16 protein-coding genes are annotated in these 16,440 nt (G+C 46.4%); 11 read left to right on the forward strand and 5 right to left on the reverse strand.

The features are described 5' to 3' along the window. Nucleotides 1-2: 2 nt before the first annotated feature. The 9 genes from atpB (at nt 3) to glmU (ending at nt 8,073) form a co-directional block, all read left to right on the forward strand. On the forward strand, nt 3-809 hold the full coding sequence (gene atpB / locus LNL84_RS16785; protein WP_244358800.1) for a F0F1 ATP synthase subunit A: 807 nt from the start codon (nt 3-5) through the stop codon (nt 807-809). Between the two features lie 56 nt (nt 810-865). Then, on the forward strand, nt 866-1,120 hold the full coding sequence (atpE, locus tag LNL84_RS16790) for a F0F1 ATP synthase subunit C (RefSeq protein WP_244358802.1): 255 nt from the start codon (nt 866-868) through the stop codon (nt 1,118-1,120). A 76-nt stretch (nt 1,121-1,196) separates the two neighbouring features. Further along, nucleotides 1,197-1,667, forward strand: a complete 471-nt coding sequence (atpF, locus tag LNL84_RS16795) for a F0F1 ATP synthase subunit B (RefSeq protein WP_244358803.1) — start codon at nt 1,197-1,199, stop codon at nt 1,665-1,667. A 14-nt stretch (nt 1,668-1,681) separates the two neighbouring features. Then, on the forward strand, nt 1,682-2,215 hold the full coding sequence (gene atpH / locus LNL84_RS16800) for a F0F1 ATP synthase subunit delta (protein ID WP_244358805.1): 534 nt from the start codon (nt 1,682-1,684) through the stop codon (nt 2,213-2,215). A 13-nt stretch (nt 2,216-2,228) separates the two neighbouring features. Continuing rightward, nucleotides 2,229-3,770 (forward strand): F0F1 ATP synthase subunit alpha, encoded by a 1,542-nt coding sequence (atpA, locus tag LNL84_RS16805; RefSeq protein WP_244358806.1) that lies wholly within the window; start codon nt 2,229-2,231, stop codon nt 3,768-3,770. Between the two features lie 42 nt (nt 3,771-3,812). Further along, nucleotides 3,813-4,679, forward strand: coding sequence for a F0F1 ATP synthase subunit gamma (atpG, locus tag LNL84_RS16810; RefSeq protein WP_244358808.1), 867 nt, complete (start codon nt 3,813-3,815; stop codon nt 4,677-4,679). 35 nt (nt 4,680-4,714) lie between these two features. Next, complete coding sequence (gene atpD / locus LNL84_RS16815; protein WP_244358810.1) at nt 4,715-6,118, forward strand: F0F1 ATP synthase subunit beta; 1,404 nt, start codon at nt 4,715-4,717, stop codon at nt 6,116-6,118. Between the two features lie 18 nt (nt 6,119-6,136). After that, the gene (locus LNL84_RS16820) at nt 6,137-6,559 is read left to right on the forward strand and encodes a F0F1 ATP synthase subunit epsilon (RefSeq protein WP_244358811.1); all 423 of its coding nucleotides are present in this window, start codon (nt 6,137-6,139) and stop codon (nt 6,557-6,559) included. Between the two features lie 149 nt (nt 6,560-6,708). Then, nucleotides 6,709-8,073 carry a bifunctional UDP-N-acetylglucosamine diphosphorylase/glucosamine-1-phosphate N-acetyltransferase GlmU gene (gene glmU, locus LNL84_RS16825; RefSeq protein WP_244358812.1) on the forward strand — a complete coding sequence of 455 codons (1,365 nt, stop codon included), beginning with the start codon at nt 6,709-6,711 and terminating at the stop codon, nt 8,071-8,073. A gap of 50 nt (nt 8,074-8,123) precedes the next feature. On the opposite strand, the gene LNL84_RS16830 is transcribed toward glmU, so the two are convergent. After that, nucleotides 8,124-8,867 carry an amino acid ABC transporter permease gene (locus LNL84_RS16830; protein ID WP_244358813.1) on the reverse strand — a complete coding sequence of 248 codons (744 nt, stop codon included), beginning with the start codon at nt 8,865-8,867 and terminating at the stop codon, nt 8,124-8,126. Between the two features lie 90 nt (nt 8,868-8,957). Here LNL84_RS16830 and LNL84_RS16835 point away from each other — a divergent pair, with 90 nt between their 5' ends. Beyond that, nucleotides 8,958-9,734 carry a transporter substrate-binding domain-containing protein gene (locus LNL84_RS16835; RefSeq protein ID WP_244358815.1) on the forward strand — a complete coding sequence of 259 codons (777 nt, stop codon included), beginning with the start codon at nt 8,958-8,960 and terminating at the stop codon, nt 9,732-9,734. A gap of 52 nt (nt 9,735-9,786) precedes the next feature. Here the strand turns inward: LNL84_RS16835 and punC are convergent, their stop codons facing one another. Next, nucleotides 9,787-10,992, reverse strand: a complete 1,206-nt coding sequence (punC, locus tag LNL84_RS16840) for a purine nucleoside transporter PunC (protein WP_244358817.1) — start codon at nt 10,990-10,992, stop codon at nt 9,787-9,789. A 139-nt stretch (nt 10,993-11,131) separates the two neighbouring features. Between punC and punR the strand changes: the two genes are divergently transcribed. Continuing rightward, on the forward strand, nt 11,132-12,031 hold the full coding sequence (punR, locus tag LNL84_RS16845) for a DNA-binding transcriptional activator PunR (protein WP_244358819.1): 900 nt from the start codon (nt 11,132-11,134) through the stop codon (nt 12,029-12,031). Between the two features lie 37 nt (nt 12,032-12,068). Here punR and ilvA read toward each other — a convergent pair whose 3' ends face one another. The 3 genes from ilvA to LNL84_RS16860 are packed head-to-tail and all read right to left on the reverse strand — an operon-like array spanning nt 12,069 to nt 16,429. After that, the gene (gene ilvA / locus LNL84_RS16850) at nt 12,069-13,607 is read right to left on the reverse strand and encodes a threonine ammonia-lyase, biosynthetic (RefSeq protein WP_244358820.1); all 1,539 of its coding nucleotides are present in this window, start codon (nt 13,605-13,607) and stop codon (nt 12,069-12,071) included. A gap of 5 nt (nt 13,608-13,612) precedes the next feature. Then, on the reverse strand, nt 13,613-15,454 hold the full coding sequence (gene ilvD / locus LNL84_RS16855) for a dihydroxy-acid dehydratase (protein ID WP_244358822.1): 1,842 nt from the start codon (nt 15,452-15,454) through the stop codon (nt 13,613-13,615). Nucleotides 15,455-15,466: 12 nt separating this feature from the next. Next, nucleotides 15,467-16,429 (reverse strand): branched-chain amino acid transaminase, encoded by a 963-nt coding sequence (locus LNL84_RS16860; protein ID WP_244358824.1) that lies wholly within the window; start codon nt 16,427-16,429, stop codon nt 15,467-15,469. Nucleotides 16,430-16,440: the final 11 nt, after the last annotated feature.

Raw genomic sequence — 16,440 nt, forward strand, 5'->3', positions numbered from 1 at the left:
TTATGGCTGCGCCAGGTGAAGCGCTTACATCGGCCAGTTACATCACTCACCACTTAACCAATCTTTCTTTAGGAAGCCTTGGTCTGGTGGACGAGTCGAGTTTCTGGAACGTACATATCGATAGCCTGTTTTTCTCTGTGCTTACTGGTTTACTCTTTTTGGGAGTGTTCCGTAAGGTAGCAAAGGGAGCAACAGCAGGTGTGCCGGGCAAGCTGCAGTGTTTTGTTGAGATGGTTGTTGAATTTGTCGATACTAACGTCAAAGATACATTCCATGGACGCAATCCGCTAATAGCACCCCTAGCACTGACTATCTTCTGTTGGGTTACACTAATGAACTTGATGGATTTAATTCCTATCGATTTCTTACCGTATCCTGCAGAGCAGATTGGCATCCCTTATCTAAAAGTGGTTCCTTCTGCAGATGTTAATATCACCATGGCTATGGCACTGGGCGTTTTTGCTCTGATGATCTACTACAGCATCAAAGTAAAAGGTCCGGTTAATTTTGCTAAAGAGTTGACTTTACACCCGTTTAATCACCCAATCATGATTCCTTTCAACATGTTGATTGAGATTGTTTCGTTGCTTGCGAAACCGTTATCACTCGGTATGCGTCTGTTTGGTAACATGTTTGCAGGTGAGGTTGTATTTATTCTCTGTGCAGCAATGCTTCCATGGTATTTACAATGGATGGGTTCTCTACCGTGGGCTATTTTCCACGTGATGGTAATCCTGATCCAAGCCTTCGTGTTCATGATGCTAACAATTGTTTACTTATCAATGGCACATGAAGATAGTGATCATTAATTTTTTAACGCTTTTTATTTAGGCTTTTAGCCAGCAACTATAAATTGGAGATAGTAATGGAAACTTTACTGAGCTTTTCTGCAATCGCCGTAGGCCTTATCGTAGGTCTAGCTTCTTTGGGTACGGCGATCGGTTTCGCGATTCTAGGTGGTAAATTCCTAGAAGGTGCAGCTCGTCAACCTGAAATGGCTCCTATGCTACAAGTTAAGATGTTCATCATCGCAGGTCTACTTGATGCGGTTCCAATGATTGGTATCGTAATTGCGCTTCTATTCACTTTCGCGAACCCATTTGTTGGCCAACTAGGTTAATCAACGTTTGTGGCAAATATCGATTTGCCTTTGATTACTGCTAGTTAGTTAGTGAATAAATAGAGGGGTAGCTGTTGTGAATATGAACGCAACTCTGCTGGGTCAAGCAATCTCATTCGCACTGTTTGTGTGGTTCTGCATGAAGTATGTATGGCCACCAGTGATGCAGGCGATTGAAGAACGTCAGAAGAAAATTGCTGACGGTCTAGCAGCCGCTGAACGCGCTGCGAAAGACTTGAACCTGGCACAAGCCAACGCTTCCGACCAATTGAAAGAAGCGAAGCGCACTGCAACTGAAGTTATTGATCAGGCAAACAAGCGTAAAGCTCAAATTATGGATGAAGCACGCGAGGAAGCTCAGGCAGAACGCCAGAAAATCCTAGCGCAAGCTGAAGCAGAAGTTGAAGCTGAGCGTAACCGTGCCCGTGATGAGCTGCGCAAACAGGTTGCAACTCTGGCAATAGCTGGTGCCGAGAAAATTCTTGAGCGTTCTATCGATAAAGATGCGCAAAAAGATATTCTCGATAACATTACTGCGAAACTTTAAAGCGAGGGGCGCTTATGTCTGAATTGACTACAATTGCACGCCCCTATGCTAAAGCAGCATTTGACTTTGCGGTAGAAAAAGAAGCATTAGACCAATGGGTTGAAATGTTAACTTTTGCTGCCGAAGTCACCAACAATGAAAGTATTGCAGATCTCCTTTCTGGAGCTGTAACCGCAGACAAGTTGTCTGAAATTTTCATTGCAATTGGTGGCGAACAGTTTGACGAGTTTGGTCAAAACCTTATTAAGGTAATGGCTCAAAATGGTCGATTAGCAGCGTTGCCTGCTGTGTTAGCTGAATTCATCTCTCTTAAACAAGAGCATGAAAAACAGATTGATGTAAATGTCGTATCTGCATCAGAACTAACAGAGCAACAACAAGCTGGTATCAGCGACAAACTGGAAAAGCGCTTAGCGCGCAAAGTTAAGCTGAATTGCAGTATAGATGAGACCTTACTTGGTGGGGTCATAATTCGAGCCGGAGATCTTGTCATCGATAACTCAGCACGCGGTCGATTAAACCGCCTGAGCGATGCATTGCAGTCTTGATGGGGATTGGAGCATGCAACTTAATTCCACGGAAATTAGCGAACTAATCAAACAACGTATCGAATCTTTCGAGGTTGTGAGTGAAGCTCGTAATGAAGGTACTATCGTATCGGTAAGCGATGGTATCATTCGCATTCACGGCCTAGCGGACGTGATGCAAGGTGAAATGATTGAATTACCGGGTGGCCGCTTTGCACTGGCACTTAACCTTGAGCGTGACTCGGTTGGTGCGGTTGTAATGGGCCCATTTGCCGACCTACAGGAAGGCATGAAAGTAACAGGTACTGGTCGTATTCTTGAAGTGCCAGTTGGTCCAGAAATGCTTGGTCGTGTTGTTAACACGCTGGGTGAGCCAATTGATGGTAAAGGTCCAATTGAAGCGAAGCTTACGTCGCCAGTAGAAGTGATTGCACCAGGCGTAATCGACCGTAAATCGGTAGATCAACCTGTACAAACCGGCTATAAGTCAGTTGACTCAATGATCCCAATCGGTCGTGGTCAGCGTGAGCTTATCATCGGTGACCGTCAGATCGGTAAAACGGCAATGGCGATCGATGCAATCATCAACCAGAAAGATTCTGGTATTTTCTCAATCTACGTCGCAATTGGCCAAAAAGCCTCAACGATTGCTAACGTAGTTCGCAAACTAGAAGAGCACGGCGCACTGGCGAATACCATTGTTGTTGTTGCCTCTGCTTCTGAATCTGCTGCGCTGCAATACCTTGCACCGTATTCAGGTTGTGCGATGGGCGAATACTTCCGTGACCGCGGTGAAGATGCACTGATTGTTTATGATGATCTATCTAAGCAAGCGGTAGCGTATCGTCAGATCTCTCTACTATTGAAACGTCCACCTGGCCGTGAGGCATTCCCTGGTGATGTATTCTACCTCCACTCTCGTCTACTAGAGCGTGCAGCTCGTGTAAGTGAAGAGTACGTAGAACGTTTCACTAACGGTGAAGTGAAAGGTAAGACGGGTTCTTTGACTGCTCTGCCGATCATCGAAACTCAAGCGGGTGACGTATCTGCATTTGTACCGACTAACGTAATCTCGATTACCGATGGTCAGATCTTCCTACAAACTGAGCTATTCAACGCGGGTGTTCGTCCTGCTGTTGACCCAGGTATCTCAGTATCTCGTGTAGGTGGTTCAGCGCAAACGAAAATCATCAAGAAGCTATCGGGCGGTATCCGTACAGCTCTAGCTCAATACCGTGAACTTGCAGCGTTTGCTCAGTTCTCGTCAGATCTTGATGAAGCGACTAAGAAGCAGCTTAACCATGGTCAAAAAGTAACAGAACTAATGAAGCAGAAACAATATGCTCCAATGTCTGTATTTGACCAAGCTTTGGTTATCTTCGCGGTAGAACGTGGCTACTTGAATGATGTAGAACTTAACAAAGTTCTTGATTTCGAAGCGTCACTACTGTCGTACGCTCATAGTCACTACGCTGATTTCGTTAAAGAAATCAACGCAACGGGTGCATTTAACAACGATATTGAAGAGCAGCTTAAGAAGCTAACCGACGATTTCGTAGCAACCCAGACTTGGTAATTGGTTGGTGACTCTAGGGTCACCCACTAACGGAGAGTAACAATGGCCGGCGCAAAAGAGATTCGTAATAAGATCGGGAGTGTCAAAAGCACTCAAAAGATCACGAAAGCAATGGAAATGGTAGCAGCTTCAAAAATGCGTCGCTCGCAAGATGCACGCGAAGCTTCTCGTCCATATGCTGAAACAATGCGTAAAGTGATCGGTCATTTGGCAAATGCAAACCTAGAGTACAAACATCCGTACCTAGAGGAGCGTGAAGCCAAGCGTGTTGGTTATATCATTATTTCTACTGACCGTGGTTTGTGTGGTGGTTTGAACATTAACTTGTTTAAGAAGTCCATCAAAGACATGCAAGCTTGGTCTGAGAAAGGTGCAGAAGTCGAACTGGCAATCGTTGGTTCAAAGGCGACAGCATTTTTCAATAACAGTGGCGCTAAAGTAGCCGCGCAGGTTTCTGGTCTAGGTGATAACCCTAGTCTTGAAGACTTGATCGGTTCTGTCGGCGTGATGCTGAAGAAATATGATGAAGGCGAATTAGATCGTCTGTACGTAGTGTTCAACAAATTTGTGAACACTATGGTTCAAGAACCAACGATCGATCAATTACTACCTTTGCCTAAATCGGATAGCGAAGAAGTTCAGCGCGATCATTCTTGGGACTACATTTATGAGCCCGAGCCAAAACCATTACTCGATGCTTTGTTGATTCGTTATGTAGAATCACAAGTGTATCAAGGTGTGGTCGAGAACCTTGCTTGTGAGCAAGCGGCTCGTATGATTGCAATGAAGGCTGCAACTGATAACGCTGGTGACATTATTGAAGATCTAGAACTTGTGTATAACAAAGCCCGTCAGGCGGCGATTACACAAGAACTATCTGAAATTGTTTCCGGGGCCGCAGCGGTTTAAAGCTTAGGTAAAACTAAATAGTTAGAGGATTAACGATGGCTACAGGTAAGATCGTACAGATCATCGGTGCGGTAGTCGACGTAGAGTTCCCGCAGGGTGAAGTACCACGTGTATACGACGCTCTAAATGTTATTGAAGCGAAAGAACGTCTTGTTCTTGAAGTTCAGCAACAGCTAGGCGGTGGCGTAATTCGCGCAATCGTAATGGGTAGCTCTGATGGTTTACGTCGTGGTTTGACAGTAGAAAATACTGGCGCTCCAATCACAGTTCCAGTGGGCAGCAAAACGCTTGGCCGTATCATGAATGTACTTGGTGATGCGATTGACGAGTGTGGCGACATTGGCGCTGAAGAACATTATGCAATTCACCGTTCAGCTCCAAGCTATGAAGAGCAGTCTAACGAGACAGCCCTTCTAGAAACTGGTGTTAAAGTAATCGACTTGATTTGCCCATTCGCGAAGGGTGGTAAAATCGGTCTATTCGGTGGTGCAGGTGTAGGTAAGACCGTCAACATGATGGAACTTATCAACAACATCGCACTACAGCACTCAGGTCTATCCGTATTTGCGGGAGTTGGTGAGCGTACGCGTGAAGGTAACGATTTCTACTTTGAAATGCAGGAAGCCGGTGTTGTAAACATCGAAAACCCTGAAGAATCAAAAGTAGCAATGGTTTACGGTCAGATGAACGAGCCACCAGGCAACCGTCTACGTGTTGCACTGACTGGCCTAACAATGGCAGAACGTTTCCGTGACGAAGGTCGTGACGTACTGTTGTTTGTTGATAACATCTACCGTTATACACTTGCAGGTACAGAGGTTTCGGCTCTACTAGGTCGTATGCCATCTGCGGTAGGTTATCAGCCAACTCTTGCAGAAGAGATGGGTGTACTTCAGGAGCGTATCACGTCAACTAAGTCTGGTTCTATCACGTCTGTACAGGCGGTATACGTACCAGCGGATGACTTGACTGACCCGTCTCCAGCAACCACCTTTGCTCACTTAGATGCAACAGTTGTACTTAACCGTAATATCGCAGCAATGGGTCTTTACCCTGCGATTGACCCACTAGATTCAACATCTCGTATGCTTGATCCTCTAGTTGTAGGTCAAGAGCACTATGATATCGCTCAAGGTGTTCAAGGAACACTTCAGCGTTATAAAGAGCTGAAAGATATCATTGCTATCCTAGGTATGGACGAGCTATCTGAAGAAGATAAGCAAGTTGTATCTCGTGCTCGTAAGATTGAGAAGTTCCTTACTCAGCCTTACCACGTAGCGGAAGTATTTACAGGTGACCCAGGTGTTTACGTAGCTCTTAAAGAGACTCTGCGTGGCTTTAAAGGTCTACTAGCTGGTGAATACGATGACATTCCAGAGCAAGCGTTCATGTACTGCGGTACTATCGACGAAGCTATTGAGAATGCCAAGAAGCTATAAGGCTAAATAGGAGGCGATATGGCAGCAATAACCTTTCATCTTGATGTTGTCAGTGCGGAGAAGAAACTATTTTCTGGCCGTGTTGAAACATTCCAGGTGACCGGTAGCGAAGGTGAACTGGGTATATTCCACGGCCACACTCCGCTGCTGACCGCTCTTACGCCTGGTATGGTGCGTATCGTGAAACAGCACGGCCACGAAGAGTTCATTTATGTCTCTGGTGGTATTGTTGAAGTTCAGCCAGGCACTGCGACAGTGTTGGCTGATACAGCAATCCGTGGTGAAGAACTTGATGCATCGAAGGCAGAAGAAGCCAAGCGCAAGGCTGAGGAGCATATCCACAATCAGCATGGCGACATGGACTTCGCACAAGCGGCCAGTGAACTGGCTAAAGCCATCGCTCAGCTTCGTGTAATCGAACTGACGAAAAAGCGTCGCTAGTTTAGTTAACTAAATTAGCCGCGAACCAAAGGCGACCTCAAGGTCGCCTTTTTGTTTTATTTTTAGAGAAAACTTGACCAAAAAGTTTAACACTTAAGCGGATCATCGTTAAAATTACAATCATAAAATACAACGTCAATGGATAGAAAATGAAATTTAGTGCAGTGGTTCTTGCGGCGGGTAAGGGTACCCGTATGTACTCAAATATGCCGAAGGTGTTGCACACCTTAGCGGGCAAACCGATGGTGAAGCATGTGATTGACACCTGTCAAAACGTGGGTTCGCAAAACATTCACTTGGTGTTTGGCCATGGTGGGGAGCAGATGCAGCAGACTCTGAGCGCTGAGAGCGTTAATTGGGTTTTGCAAGCAGAGCAGCTCGGTACTGGCCACGCGGTTGATCAAGCATCCCCGCACATTGCCGACGATGAAAAAGTGCTGGTGTTGTACGGCGATGTGCCACTCATTTCAGAACAAACGATCGAGAACCTTCTCGATGCTCAGCCAAATGGCGGTATTGCGCTGCTAACAGTGGTGCTTGATAACCCTGCGGGTTACGGTCGCATTGTACGTCGCAATGGCCCAGTAATAGCGATTGTCGAGCACAAAGATGCGACAGAAGAGCAAAAATTAATTAAAGAAATCAATACTGGTGTGCTGGTGGCTACTGGTGGCGATCTTAAACGCTGGTTATCTGGCCTGAGCAATAATAATGCCCAGGGGGAATACTATCTCACCGACGTTATCGCTGCGGCACACGCGGAAGGGCGTGCGGTTGAAGCGGTGCATCCTGCCAACCCTATTGAAGTTGAAGGCGTGAATGATCGTGCTCAGTTGGCACGATTAGAGCGAGCTTTTCAATCAATGCAAGCTCAGACTCTGCTAGAGCAGGGCGTGATGCTGCGCGACCCTAGTCGTTTTGATCTGCGTGGTCAGCTTCAGTGTGGAATGGATGTTGAAATTGATACAAATGTAATTATTGAAGGCAGTGTAACACTAGGCGACAACGTCATTATTGGTACTGGTTGCGTATTGAAAGATTGCGAAATCGATGACAATACTATTGTCCGTCCATACAGCGTGATTGAAGGTGCGACCGTTGGTGAAAAATGTACGGTAGGTCCATTCACCCGTCTTCGTCCTGGTGCGGATATGCGCAATGACTCTCACGTCGGTAATTTTGTTGAGGTGAAGAATGCTCGTTTAGGTGAAGGTTCTAAAGCCAATCACTTAACGTACTTGGGCGATGCTGAGATCGGCCAGCGCACTAATGTTGGTGCGGGTGTGATTACTTGTAACTACGATGGCGCGAACAAATTTAAGACGGTCATTGGTGATGACGTTTTTGTTGGGTCTGATTCTCAGCTGATTGCACCTGTGACGATTGCCGATGGTGCCACTGTAGGTGCTGGTTCGACTGTCACCAAGGATGTCGCAAAAGATGAACTGGTCATTTCACGAGCTCGTGAGCGCCGAATTGCCAACTGGCAGCGCCCAGTAAAAAAGAAGTCATAGTCATCAATATCATATAATTAAGCCCCGATTTATCGGGGCTTTTTTTGGTGTTAATGAGAGGGGATGGCAATGCGCTTTTCTAGCCAACGAATTGCTTGTGAAACCAGTAAAATTAGCAGTAAATACTCAATCACTAAAAAGGTATAGATCTCTAGCGGTAAGTACTCATTAACCACCAACTCATTAGCTCGCCGGGTCAGATCGCTCAGACCAATCACACTGACCAAAGAGGACATTTTTAAAATATAAACAAACTGGTTACCTAGCGGTGGCAGTATTTGTCTGAATGCTTGGGGCAGGATAATTAAACGCATTTTTTGCCAATAATTAAGCCCCAACGACTCTGCGGCTTCGTGTTGTCCTTGTGAAATGGCTTGTATTCCTCCACGAAACACTTCGGCCATAAAGGCGCTTTCAGCGACAGTGAGTGCGATCACGCCAGCCCAAAAGTGATTGAGGGAAATGTCCAGTAAGGTGGGCATGCCATAATAAACCCACAGCAAAAGGACCAGCACCGGAATGGACCGTATTACTTCAACATACACGCGGTTTAGCCATTGAAGCCAGCGACGGTGCGATAGAGCAGGAAAGGCGACAAGCAGGCCAAGCAACATGGCCAATACCATACTGAGCAGTGATATTTTTATGGTATCTGAGAAGCCTGAGATCAGAAACCGCAGGTTTGTCTGTCCTTGTGTTGTCGATGGATCGAGAACATACCATCCCCAGTCATAGCCACTACAACCTTGCAGAAATGGTAAAAAAAGAGCGATAAAAATAATTTTTTGGCTCACAAAGGCCTCTCTTTCCCAGAAAAATCTTTTATATACTGCTATGTTATCAATGTTGTCGGAAAAATGTTAAATACTTTAAGGGATTAATTAATGAAGAAGTGGATTCTAGTATTATCACTCGTTGTTTTATCAGTGGGGCAAGTGTCGGCGGAAGTGAGCCGGTTACAGAAAATTTTGGATGACGGAGTTCTGAGAGTCGGAACTACAGGGGATTGGAACCCAATGACCATAAAAGATCCGGCGACCAACTCTTATCGCGGGTTCGATATTGATGTGACCACTGAGCTTGCTAAAGATCTCGGGGTGAAAGTGGAATACGTAGCCACGGATTGGAAAACGCTAGTGAATGGTATTACCGCTGATAAATACGATATGACGGGCAGCGCGTCGCTAAATATGTCTCGAGCCAAAGTCGCTGGCTATAGTCAGCCCTATTTTTATTTAGCGTTTGTTCCAGTGGTGCAAAAGAAAGACCTTGAGAAATACTCTGGCTGGGCGGATTTTAATCAACCAAGTGTTAAAGTAGCAGCCACATTAGGAACGGTTCAAGAAAAGATGGTGAAAGACTTCTTTCCAAAAGCTGAGCATATTGTGATTGAAGCGCCTGCTCGTGATTTCCAGGAACTGTTGGCGCGTCGTGCTGATGTTTCTGTCACGTCAAATGTCGAAGCGGCTACATTGGTTACCAAATTCAAACAACTCGCAATCGCGCCAGTAAAAGAAGCGCGTAAACCGACCCCGATTTCAATGCTATTGCCCCAGACCGATCAGGTTTGGATTAATTATGTTAATCACTGGGTCGAACTGAAAAAGACACAAGGCTTCTTTAAGGCAACGGCCGAAAAGTGGGGTTTAAAAAGCCTCTAACGTAGTAAAGGGCGACAGAGTCGCCCTTTGTGGTTTTTTGCTGCTAGCTTTTTTATTCGTCACTTACAACGCGTGAGTTATCTGGCAATGTAAGCCCACGAGTGAGTGTTGGAGTAGCAATAAGGTAACTTAACCACATCAAGACTAAGCAGCCTAAAATAACATAACCCACGGCTGCCTGCGCTACGAGTGCGAACGCAGCAACGATGACACTGGCAAGGCTACTGATGCCTATTTGTAGGCTATTTTGCAATCCTGCCGCTGTTGCAGAGCAATGTGGTGCGCTAGATAGGGCGCGATTGACCACAATTGGGTAAAGCGCACCATTCGCGACAGCCAGCAGACAAAATGGAGCGAGAATTGGCCAAACGCTTGAAAGTTCCCATTGGCATGCAACAAAAACCAGTAAAATAGCCACTGTCTCTAGACCAAGTAATTGTTTAAGGACTGTCTCATCTCCAAGCTTTACCACCAACTTCTTACCTAGGTAACCACCAAGCATAAAAGCGATGGTTTGCGGAACAAAGCTCATTCCAATGTCTTTCGCTGAGTAACCCAATTGGCTCATGATCTCTGGCATACCGGTTAAGTAAGCAAAGAAAGCAGCCGAAGCAACAGCGTATAGCAACACATTGCCGACATAGTCACGTGAGGCTAATAAACTCTTTAGATCATCTGAGATGGCGGTTTGTTTTTGCTCTATCTTTTGCTGATCGTTCATTGATAGGGTAATCGCAGCTAAAAGCGCTCCTGTTATGGCTAGTACCACAAAAATGCTATGCCAGCCCCATAGTTCGGTAAGCAAGACGCCTAACTGCGGTGCAAGCGCCGGAGATAGCGCCACCAGCGGCATAATAGTAGCAAAAACCTGTTGGCTGGTTTTTTTATCGAACTTGTCAATGACCATCGACTGCCAGATCACGGCTGGTGCGCAAACGCCGATGGCTTGAAGTAAACGAAGAGACAATAGTTGCCATACCTCTTGGCTCCATGCCAGCCCCACCGAAGCGACGGTAAAAATGGCTAAGCCAGAAAATAACGTGTTGCGATGACCAAAACGATCGCTGGCCAGTCCCCATAAGAATTGTCCTAAGCCCATACCAACTAAAAAAACGGTAAGCGATAGCGCAATTTGCTCTGGCCCGGTAGCAAAGTCCTGCTCAATCAGCTTAAAAGCAGGTAAGTACATGTCCGTGGCTATAAAGCCCAACATAGATAAAGCAGAAAGATAGATAAGTTGTAGTTTTGTGATTTTCATTTTATTTTCCTTGAAATTATTTCACAGGAAAGGTTTGGCGCCAGCCCTATCTGTAAATCATCGACATTCTATTTATTGTCTCTATAAAAATGAAACGCTATATTTTCTAGTTATCTATCAAATTATTTGAAAGCAATGTATGTACTCAAGATCATCGTTAGAAATGTTGGATATGGTAGCGAGGTTGGGCAGTTTTAGTGCCGCAGCCGAGGCATTGCATAAAGTGCCTTCTGCGATCAGTTATAGCGTGCGCCAGATTGAACAGGAACTGGGGGTTAAGGTGTTTCATCGACTGCCTCGAAAAGTAGAGTTGACACCAGCAGGTAAGGTGTTTCTTGAACAAGCGCGGCTGATGCTAAGGCAGATGGATGAGATCACTCATAGAACAAGACGTACAGCTCAAGGGTGGCAAAGTACCTTAAAGCTGACGTTAGATAATATTGTAAGGCTGGATAAGCTTCCGCTACTCATTGAAGATTTCTATGCGCAATTTGAATTTGCTGAACTGCAGATCAATATGGAAGTCTATAACGGTTCGTGGGAAGCATTATCACAGCAGCGTGCGGACATTGTGATTGGGGCAACCAGCGCGGTGCCAATCAACGGTGAATACGGTGTGACCAATATGGGGAGTCTGGACTGGGCATTGGTTATGTCACCCAATCATCCGTGTGCGGGCCTCACAACCCTGACAGAAGAGCTGGTGTCCCCTTTTCCTGCTGTGTGTCTTGATGATACCTCCAGAGAGTTGCCCAAGCGTCATACTGACCACTACGCAAAACAACGTAGGCTGTTGCTGCCAAATTGGTACAGCGCCATTGAATGTCTCAAGCAGGGAGTGGGTGTGGGCTATATGCCGCGTCATATCGCTCAGCAATATCTATCTCGAGGGGAATTGGTGGAAAAGATCATCGGAACCCAAAAGCTCAATAGTGAGTGCTGCCTGGTGTGGCATAAGCGTCAAAACCATCGCTTGATAAATTGGATGATCGATTATTTGGGGGATGAAGAGCAGCTTTATCTAGATTGGCTGAAATAAGAAATGGGAAGCGAGGCTTCCCATGTTGAATCATTGATTAAGATAAGAAAAACTTGTACGACGGGTTGTCCGTCTCATCTTTGCATTGATAGCCTAGCTCTCGCAAATGAGCGGAGAACTCATGTAAATCACTGTCTTCAAGCTCAAAACCACATAGCACACGGCCATAATCAGCGCCTTGGTTACGGTAGTTGAATAAGCTAATGTTCCAGTGAGTTCCTAACGTGCTCAAGAACTTAAGTAAAGCTCCTGGGTATTCAGGGAATTCAAAACTATACAAGCGTTCTTTTATTGGCTTGGATGGCCTACCGCCAATCATATAGCGAATATGCAGTTTCGCCATTTCATCGTCAGAGAGGTCGACAACGGGATAACCACTGGCGCGAAGATCATTAATGATACCTTCCAGCTCATCTTGGCCGCCAATAAGACGTACACCAACAAAAATATTGGCCAGCTTGTCGTCGTTATAGCGGTAGTTAAACTCCGTAACCGCACGACCACCAATGATGTTACAGAATTCAAAGAAAGCACCTTGGCGCTCAGGAATGGTCACAGCCAAAATACCTTCACGTTTCTCACCAAGTTCACAACGTTCTGAAACATAGCGTAAACCATGGAAGTTAGTGTTCGCTCCAGAGAGCACTGTGCCAAGTTGTTTATCTTTTAACTCATTGCTTTCTGCAAACTTTTTCAAACCCGCAAGGGCAAGAGCTCCTGACGGCTCAGCAATCGCTCGAGTGTCTTCAAAGATATCCTTAACCGCAGCACAAATCTCATCACTCGATACCGTGATATGGCCATCAATGTATTTCTGGCACAATCTGAATGTTTCATTACCGATAATTTTAACGGCAACACCATCAGCAAACATGCTGACTTGATCCAATGCGACGGGTTCCCCGGCATCCAGTGCAGCTTTCAGGCAGGCTGAGTCTTCGGGCTCAACCGCAATCACTTTGATTTCAGGCATTAGCTGTTTGACCAACACCGCGACGCCAGCCGCTAGGCCGCCACCGCCAACAGGGACAAAAATATAGTCGAGATGGCCATTTTGCTGCAGCATCTCCATACCAATCGTACCTTGTCCTGCAATGACCAATGGGTGATCGAAAGGAGGAACAAAGGTGTAGCCATGCTTGACAGACAGGCGTTCAGCCTCAGCCTTGGCTTCATCAAAGTTGCTGCCATGAAGAACCACGTTGCCACCGAAGCCCCTTACCGCTTCGACTTTGATGTCTGGGGTGGTTTTAGGCATCACAATGGTGGTGTTGATGCCTAATTTAGTCCCAGATAGCGCCATTCCCTGAGCATGGTTACCTGCTGAGGCTGCAATCACGCCCGCACGTTTCTGCTCATCGGTTAAGTTAGCCACCATGTTGTAGGCACCACGCAGTTTAAACGAGTGTACTGGCTGGCGATCTTCGCGTTTAATTTGTACTTGGTTACCGATACGAGCGCCCAGTCTTGGCATATCTTGAAGTGGCGTTACGGTTGCCACTTCATAAACCGGCGCTCTGAGTATCTGACGCAGATAATCTGCGCCAGATTCGGGATGATTATCTGCTGGACTCATCGCCGTTAACCCTCGAGTTTAGACTTATCGCGCACAGCACCTTTGTCTGCACTGGTTGCAAGATTGGCATAGGCCTTAAGCGCCAGAGATACGGTTCGTTCACGATCTACTGGCTTCCAACCCAGTTTGTCTTGTTCAATGCGGCGAGCAGCAAGCTCGGACTCAGAGACATCAAGAGTGATAGTACGTGAAGGAATGTCGATGCTGATGGTATCACCGCTTTTCACAAGGCCAATTGTGCCGCCATTAGCAGCTTCAGGTGAAGCATGACCAATAGACAGGCCAGATGTACCGCCCGAGAAGCGTCCATCTGTCAGTAGAGCGCACTCTTTGCCTAGCCCCATCGACTTTAGATAAGTCGTCGGATACAGCATTTCTTGCATTCCAGGGCCACCTTTAGGACCTTCATAGCGAATCACAACCACATCGCCAGCTTTGACTTTTCCACCAAGAATGCCATCTACGGCATCTTCTTGGCTTTCAAATACCACAGCAGGGCCTTGGAATTTAAGACTACCTTCATCGACACCAGCCGTTTTCACAATACAGCCGTCTAGGGCGATATTACCCTTAAGAACCGCCAGGCCACCATCTTGGCTAAAGGCGTTTTCTTTTGTGCGAATACAGCCATCTGCACGGTCATCGTCTAGGGTATCCCAGCGACAGTCTTGTGAGAATGCTTGAGTTGTTCGAATGCCGGCGGGACCTGCGCGGAAGAATTGACGAACGTCTTCAGACTTAGTCTGCATAATATCGTATTGAGCAAGCTGCTCTTCCATTGACAGACCAAGCACCGTTTGGGTTTGGTTGTTGATAAGACCAGCTCGGTCAAGTTCACCCAAAATAGCCATGACGCCACCAGCACGGTGTACGTCTTCCATGTGGTATTTTTGTGTTGATGGTGCAACTTTACACAGGTGAGGTACACGGCGTGACATACGGTCAATATCTTCCATATCAAAGTCGATTTCACCTTCTTGGGCTCCAGCCAGTAGGTGTAAGACTGTATTGGTTGAGCCGCCCATAGCGATATCCAGTGCCATTGCATTTTCGAAGGCTTGCTTATTGGCAATATTACGAGGCAGTGCAGACGCATCGTCTTGCTCATAGTAACGCTTGGTGAGCTCAACAATACGCTTGCCCGCATTAAGAAATAGAGCTTCGCGATCGGCGTGTGTTGCTAACATTGAACCATTCCCCGGTTGAGATAAACCGAGAGCTTCAGTTAAGCAGTTCATTGAGTTTGCGGTAAACATACCAGAGCACGAACCACAGGTAGGGCATGCAGAACGTTCAATCTGTTCGCTTTGCTCATCGGAGACTTTTGGGTCAGCCCCCTGAATCATGGCATCCACGAGGTCCAGTTTGATGATTTGATCAGAAAGCTTGGTTTTACCCGCTTCCATTGGTCCACCAGACACAAAGATTACAGGAATATTGAGGCGCAGTGCCGCCATCATCATTCCAGGGGTAATTTTGTCGCAGTTAGAGATACAAACCATGGCATCGGCACAGTGGGCATTGACCATATATTCCACAGAATCGGCAATCAGCTCGCGTGAAGGTAGTGAATAGAGCATACCTCCATGACCCATAGCGATACCGTCATCAACAGCGATTGTGTTGAACTCTTTAGCAATACCGCCGGCTTTTTCTATTTCACCGGCAACAAGTTGGCCCATATCTTTAAGGTGCACGTGACCTGGAACAAACTGGGTGAAAGAGTTAACAACCGCGATAATCGGTTTTCCAAAATCCTCTTCTTTAACGCCAGTTGCACGCCAAAGGGCGCGAGCACCGGCCATGTTACGACCGTGGGTTGTGGTTGCTGATCTATATTTAGGCATGTGACTCGTTCCTTATTTTGCCGGTGCTGCGTTTTTGTCAGTGTCTTGAGGGTATACGTAATCTAACCAACCCCATTTATCTTCTGTAGTGCCATTAAATAGGCCGAAGTAAGCATCTTGCATCACTTTTGTGATTGGGCCTCGTTTACCCGTGCCCACTTCAATCTTGTCGACAGTGCGAACAGGAACAATTTCAGCTGCCGTTCCTGTCATAAAAATCTCATCTGCGAGGTAGAGCGCTTCACGTGCAATATTGGTTTCTAGAACTTCGTAACCCAAGTCTTTAGCAATGGTCATAATACTGTCGCGCGTAATCCCAGGAAGGATGGCACTGGTCGCTGGTGGCGTCATCAAAACCCCATCCTTGATCACAAAGATGTTTTCGCCTGCGCCTTCAGATAGGTAACCATCGACACTAAGCGCAATACCTTCATCATAGCCATGTCGGCGAGCTTCCCCACCGACCAGTAGCGAAGAAAGGTAGTTACCGCCAGCCTTTGCTGCTGTTGGAATTGTGTTAGGTGCCGCGCGATTCCAACTAGAAATCATGGCATCAACGCCATTGGCAAGCGCTTCTTCACCAAGATAAGAGCCCCATGGGAAGGCGGCTATAATCAGCTCCATTTCGGTGCCTTCTGGAGGACAAACACCAAGACCGACGTTACCAACGAAGCCCAATGGACGAATGTAGGCTGACTCCAGTTTGTTTTGGCGTAGCGTTTCGCGCGTTGCTTCCATGATCTCCTCTTCTGAATAAGGGATAGGGAAACGATAAATTTTGGCAGAGTTTTTTAACCGCTTTGCGTGTTCAGGGTGACGGAAAATGACCGGACCGTTCGGCGTGTTGTAGCAACGAACACCTTCAAAAACAGAGGTGCCGTAGTGCATAGCGTGAGTAAGGACGTGAACATTGGCTTTGTCCCAAGGAACCATCTCACCATTAAACCAAATAAAATCTGCTGTACTTTTAGACATTTAGCACTCCT

This window comes from Vibrio gelatinilyticus, assembly GCF_022836845.1.
Taxonomy (GTDB): domain Bacteria; phylum Pseudomonadota; class Gammaproteobacteria; order Enterobacterales; family Vibrionaceae; genus Vibrio; species Vibrio gelatinilyticus.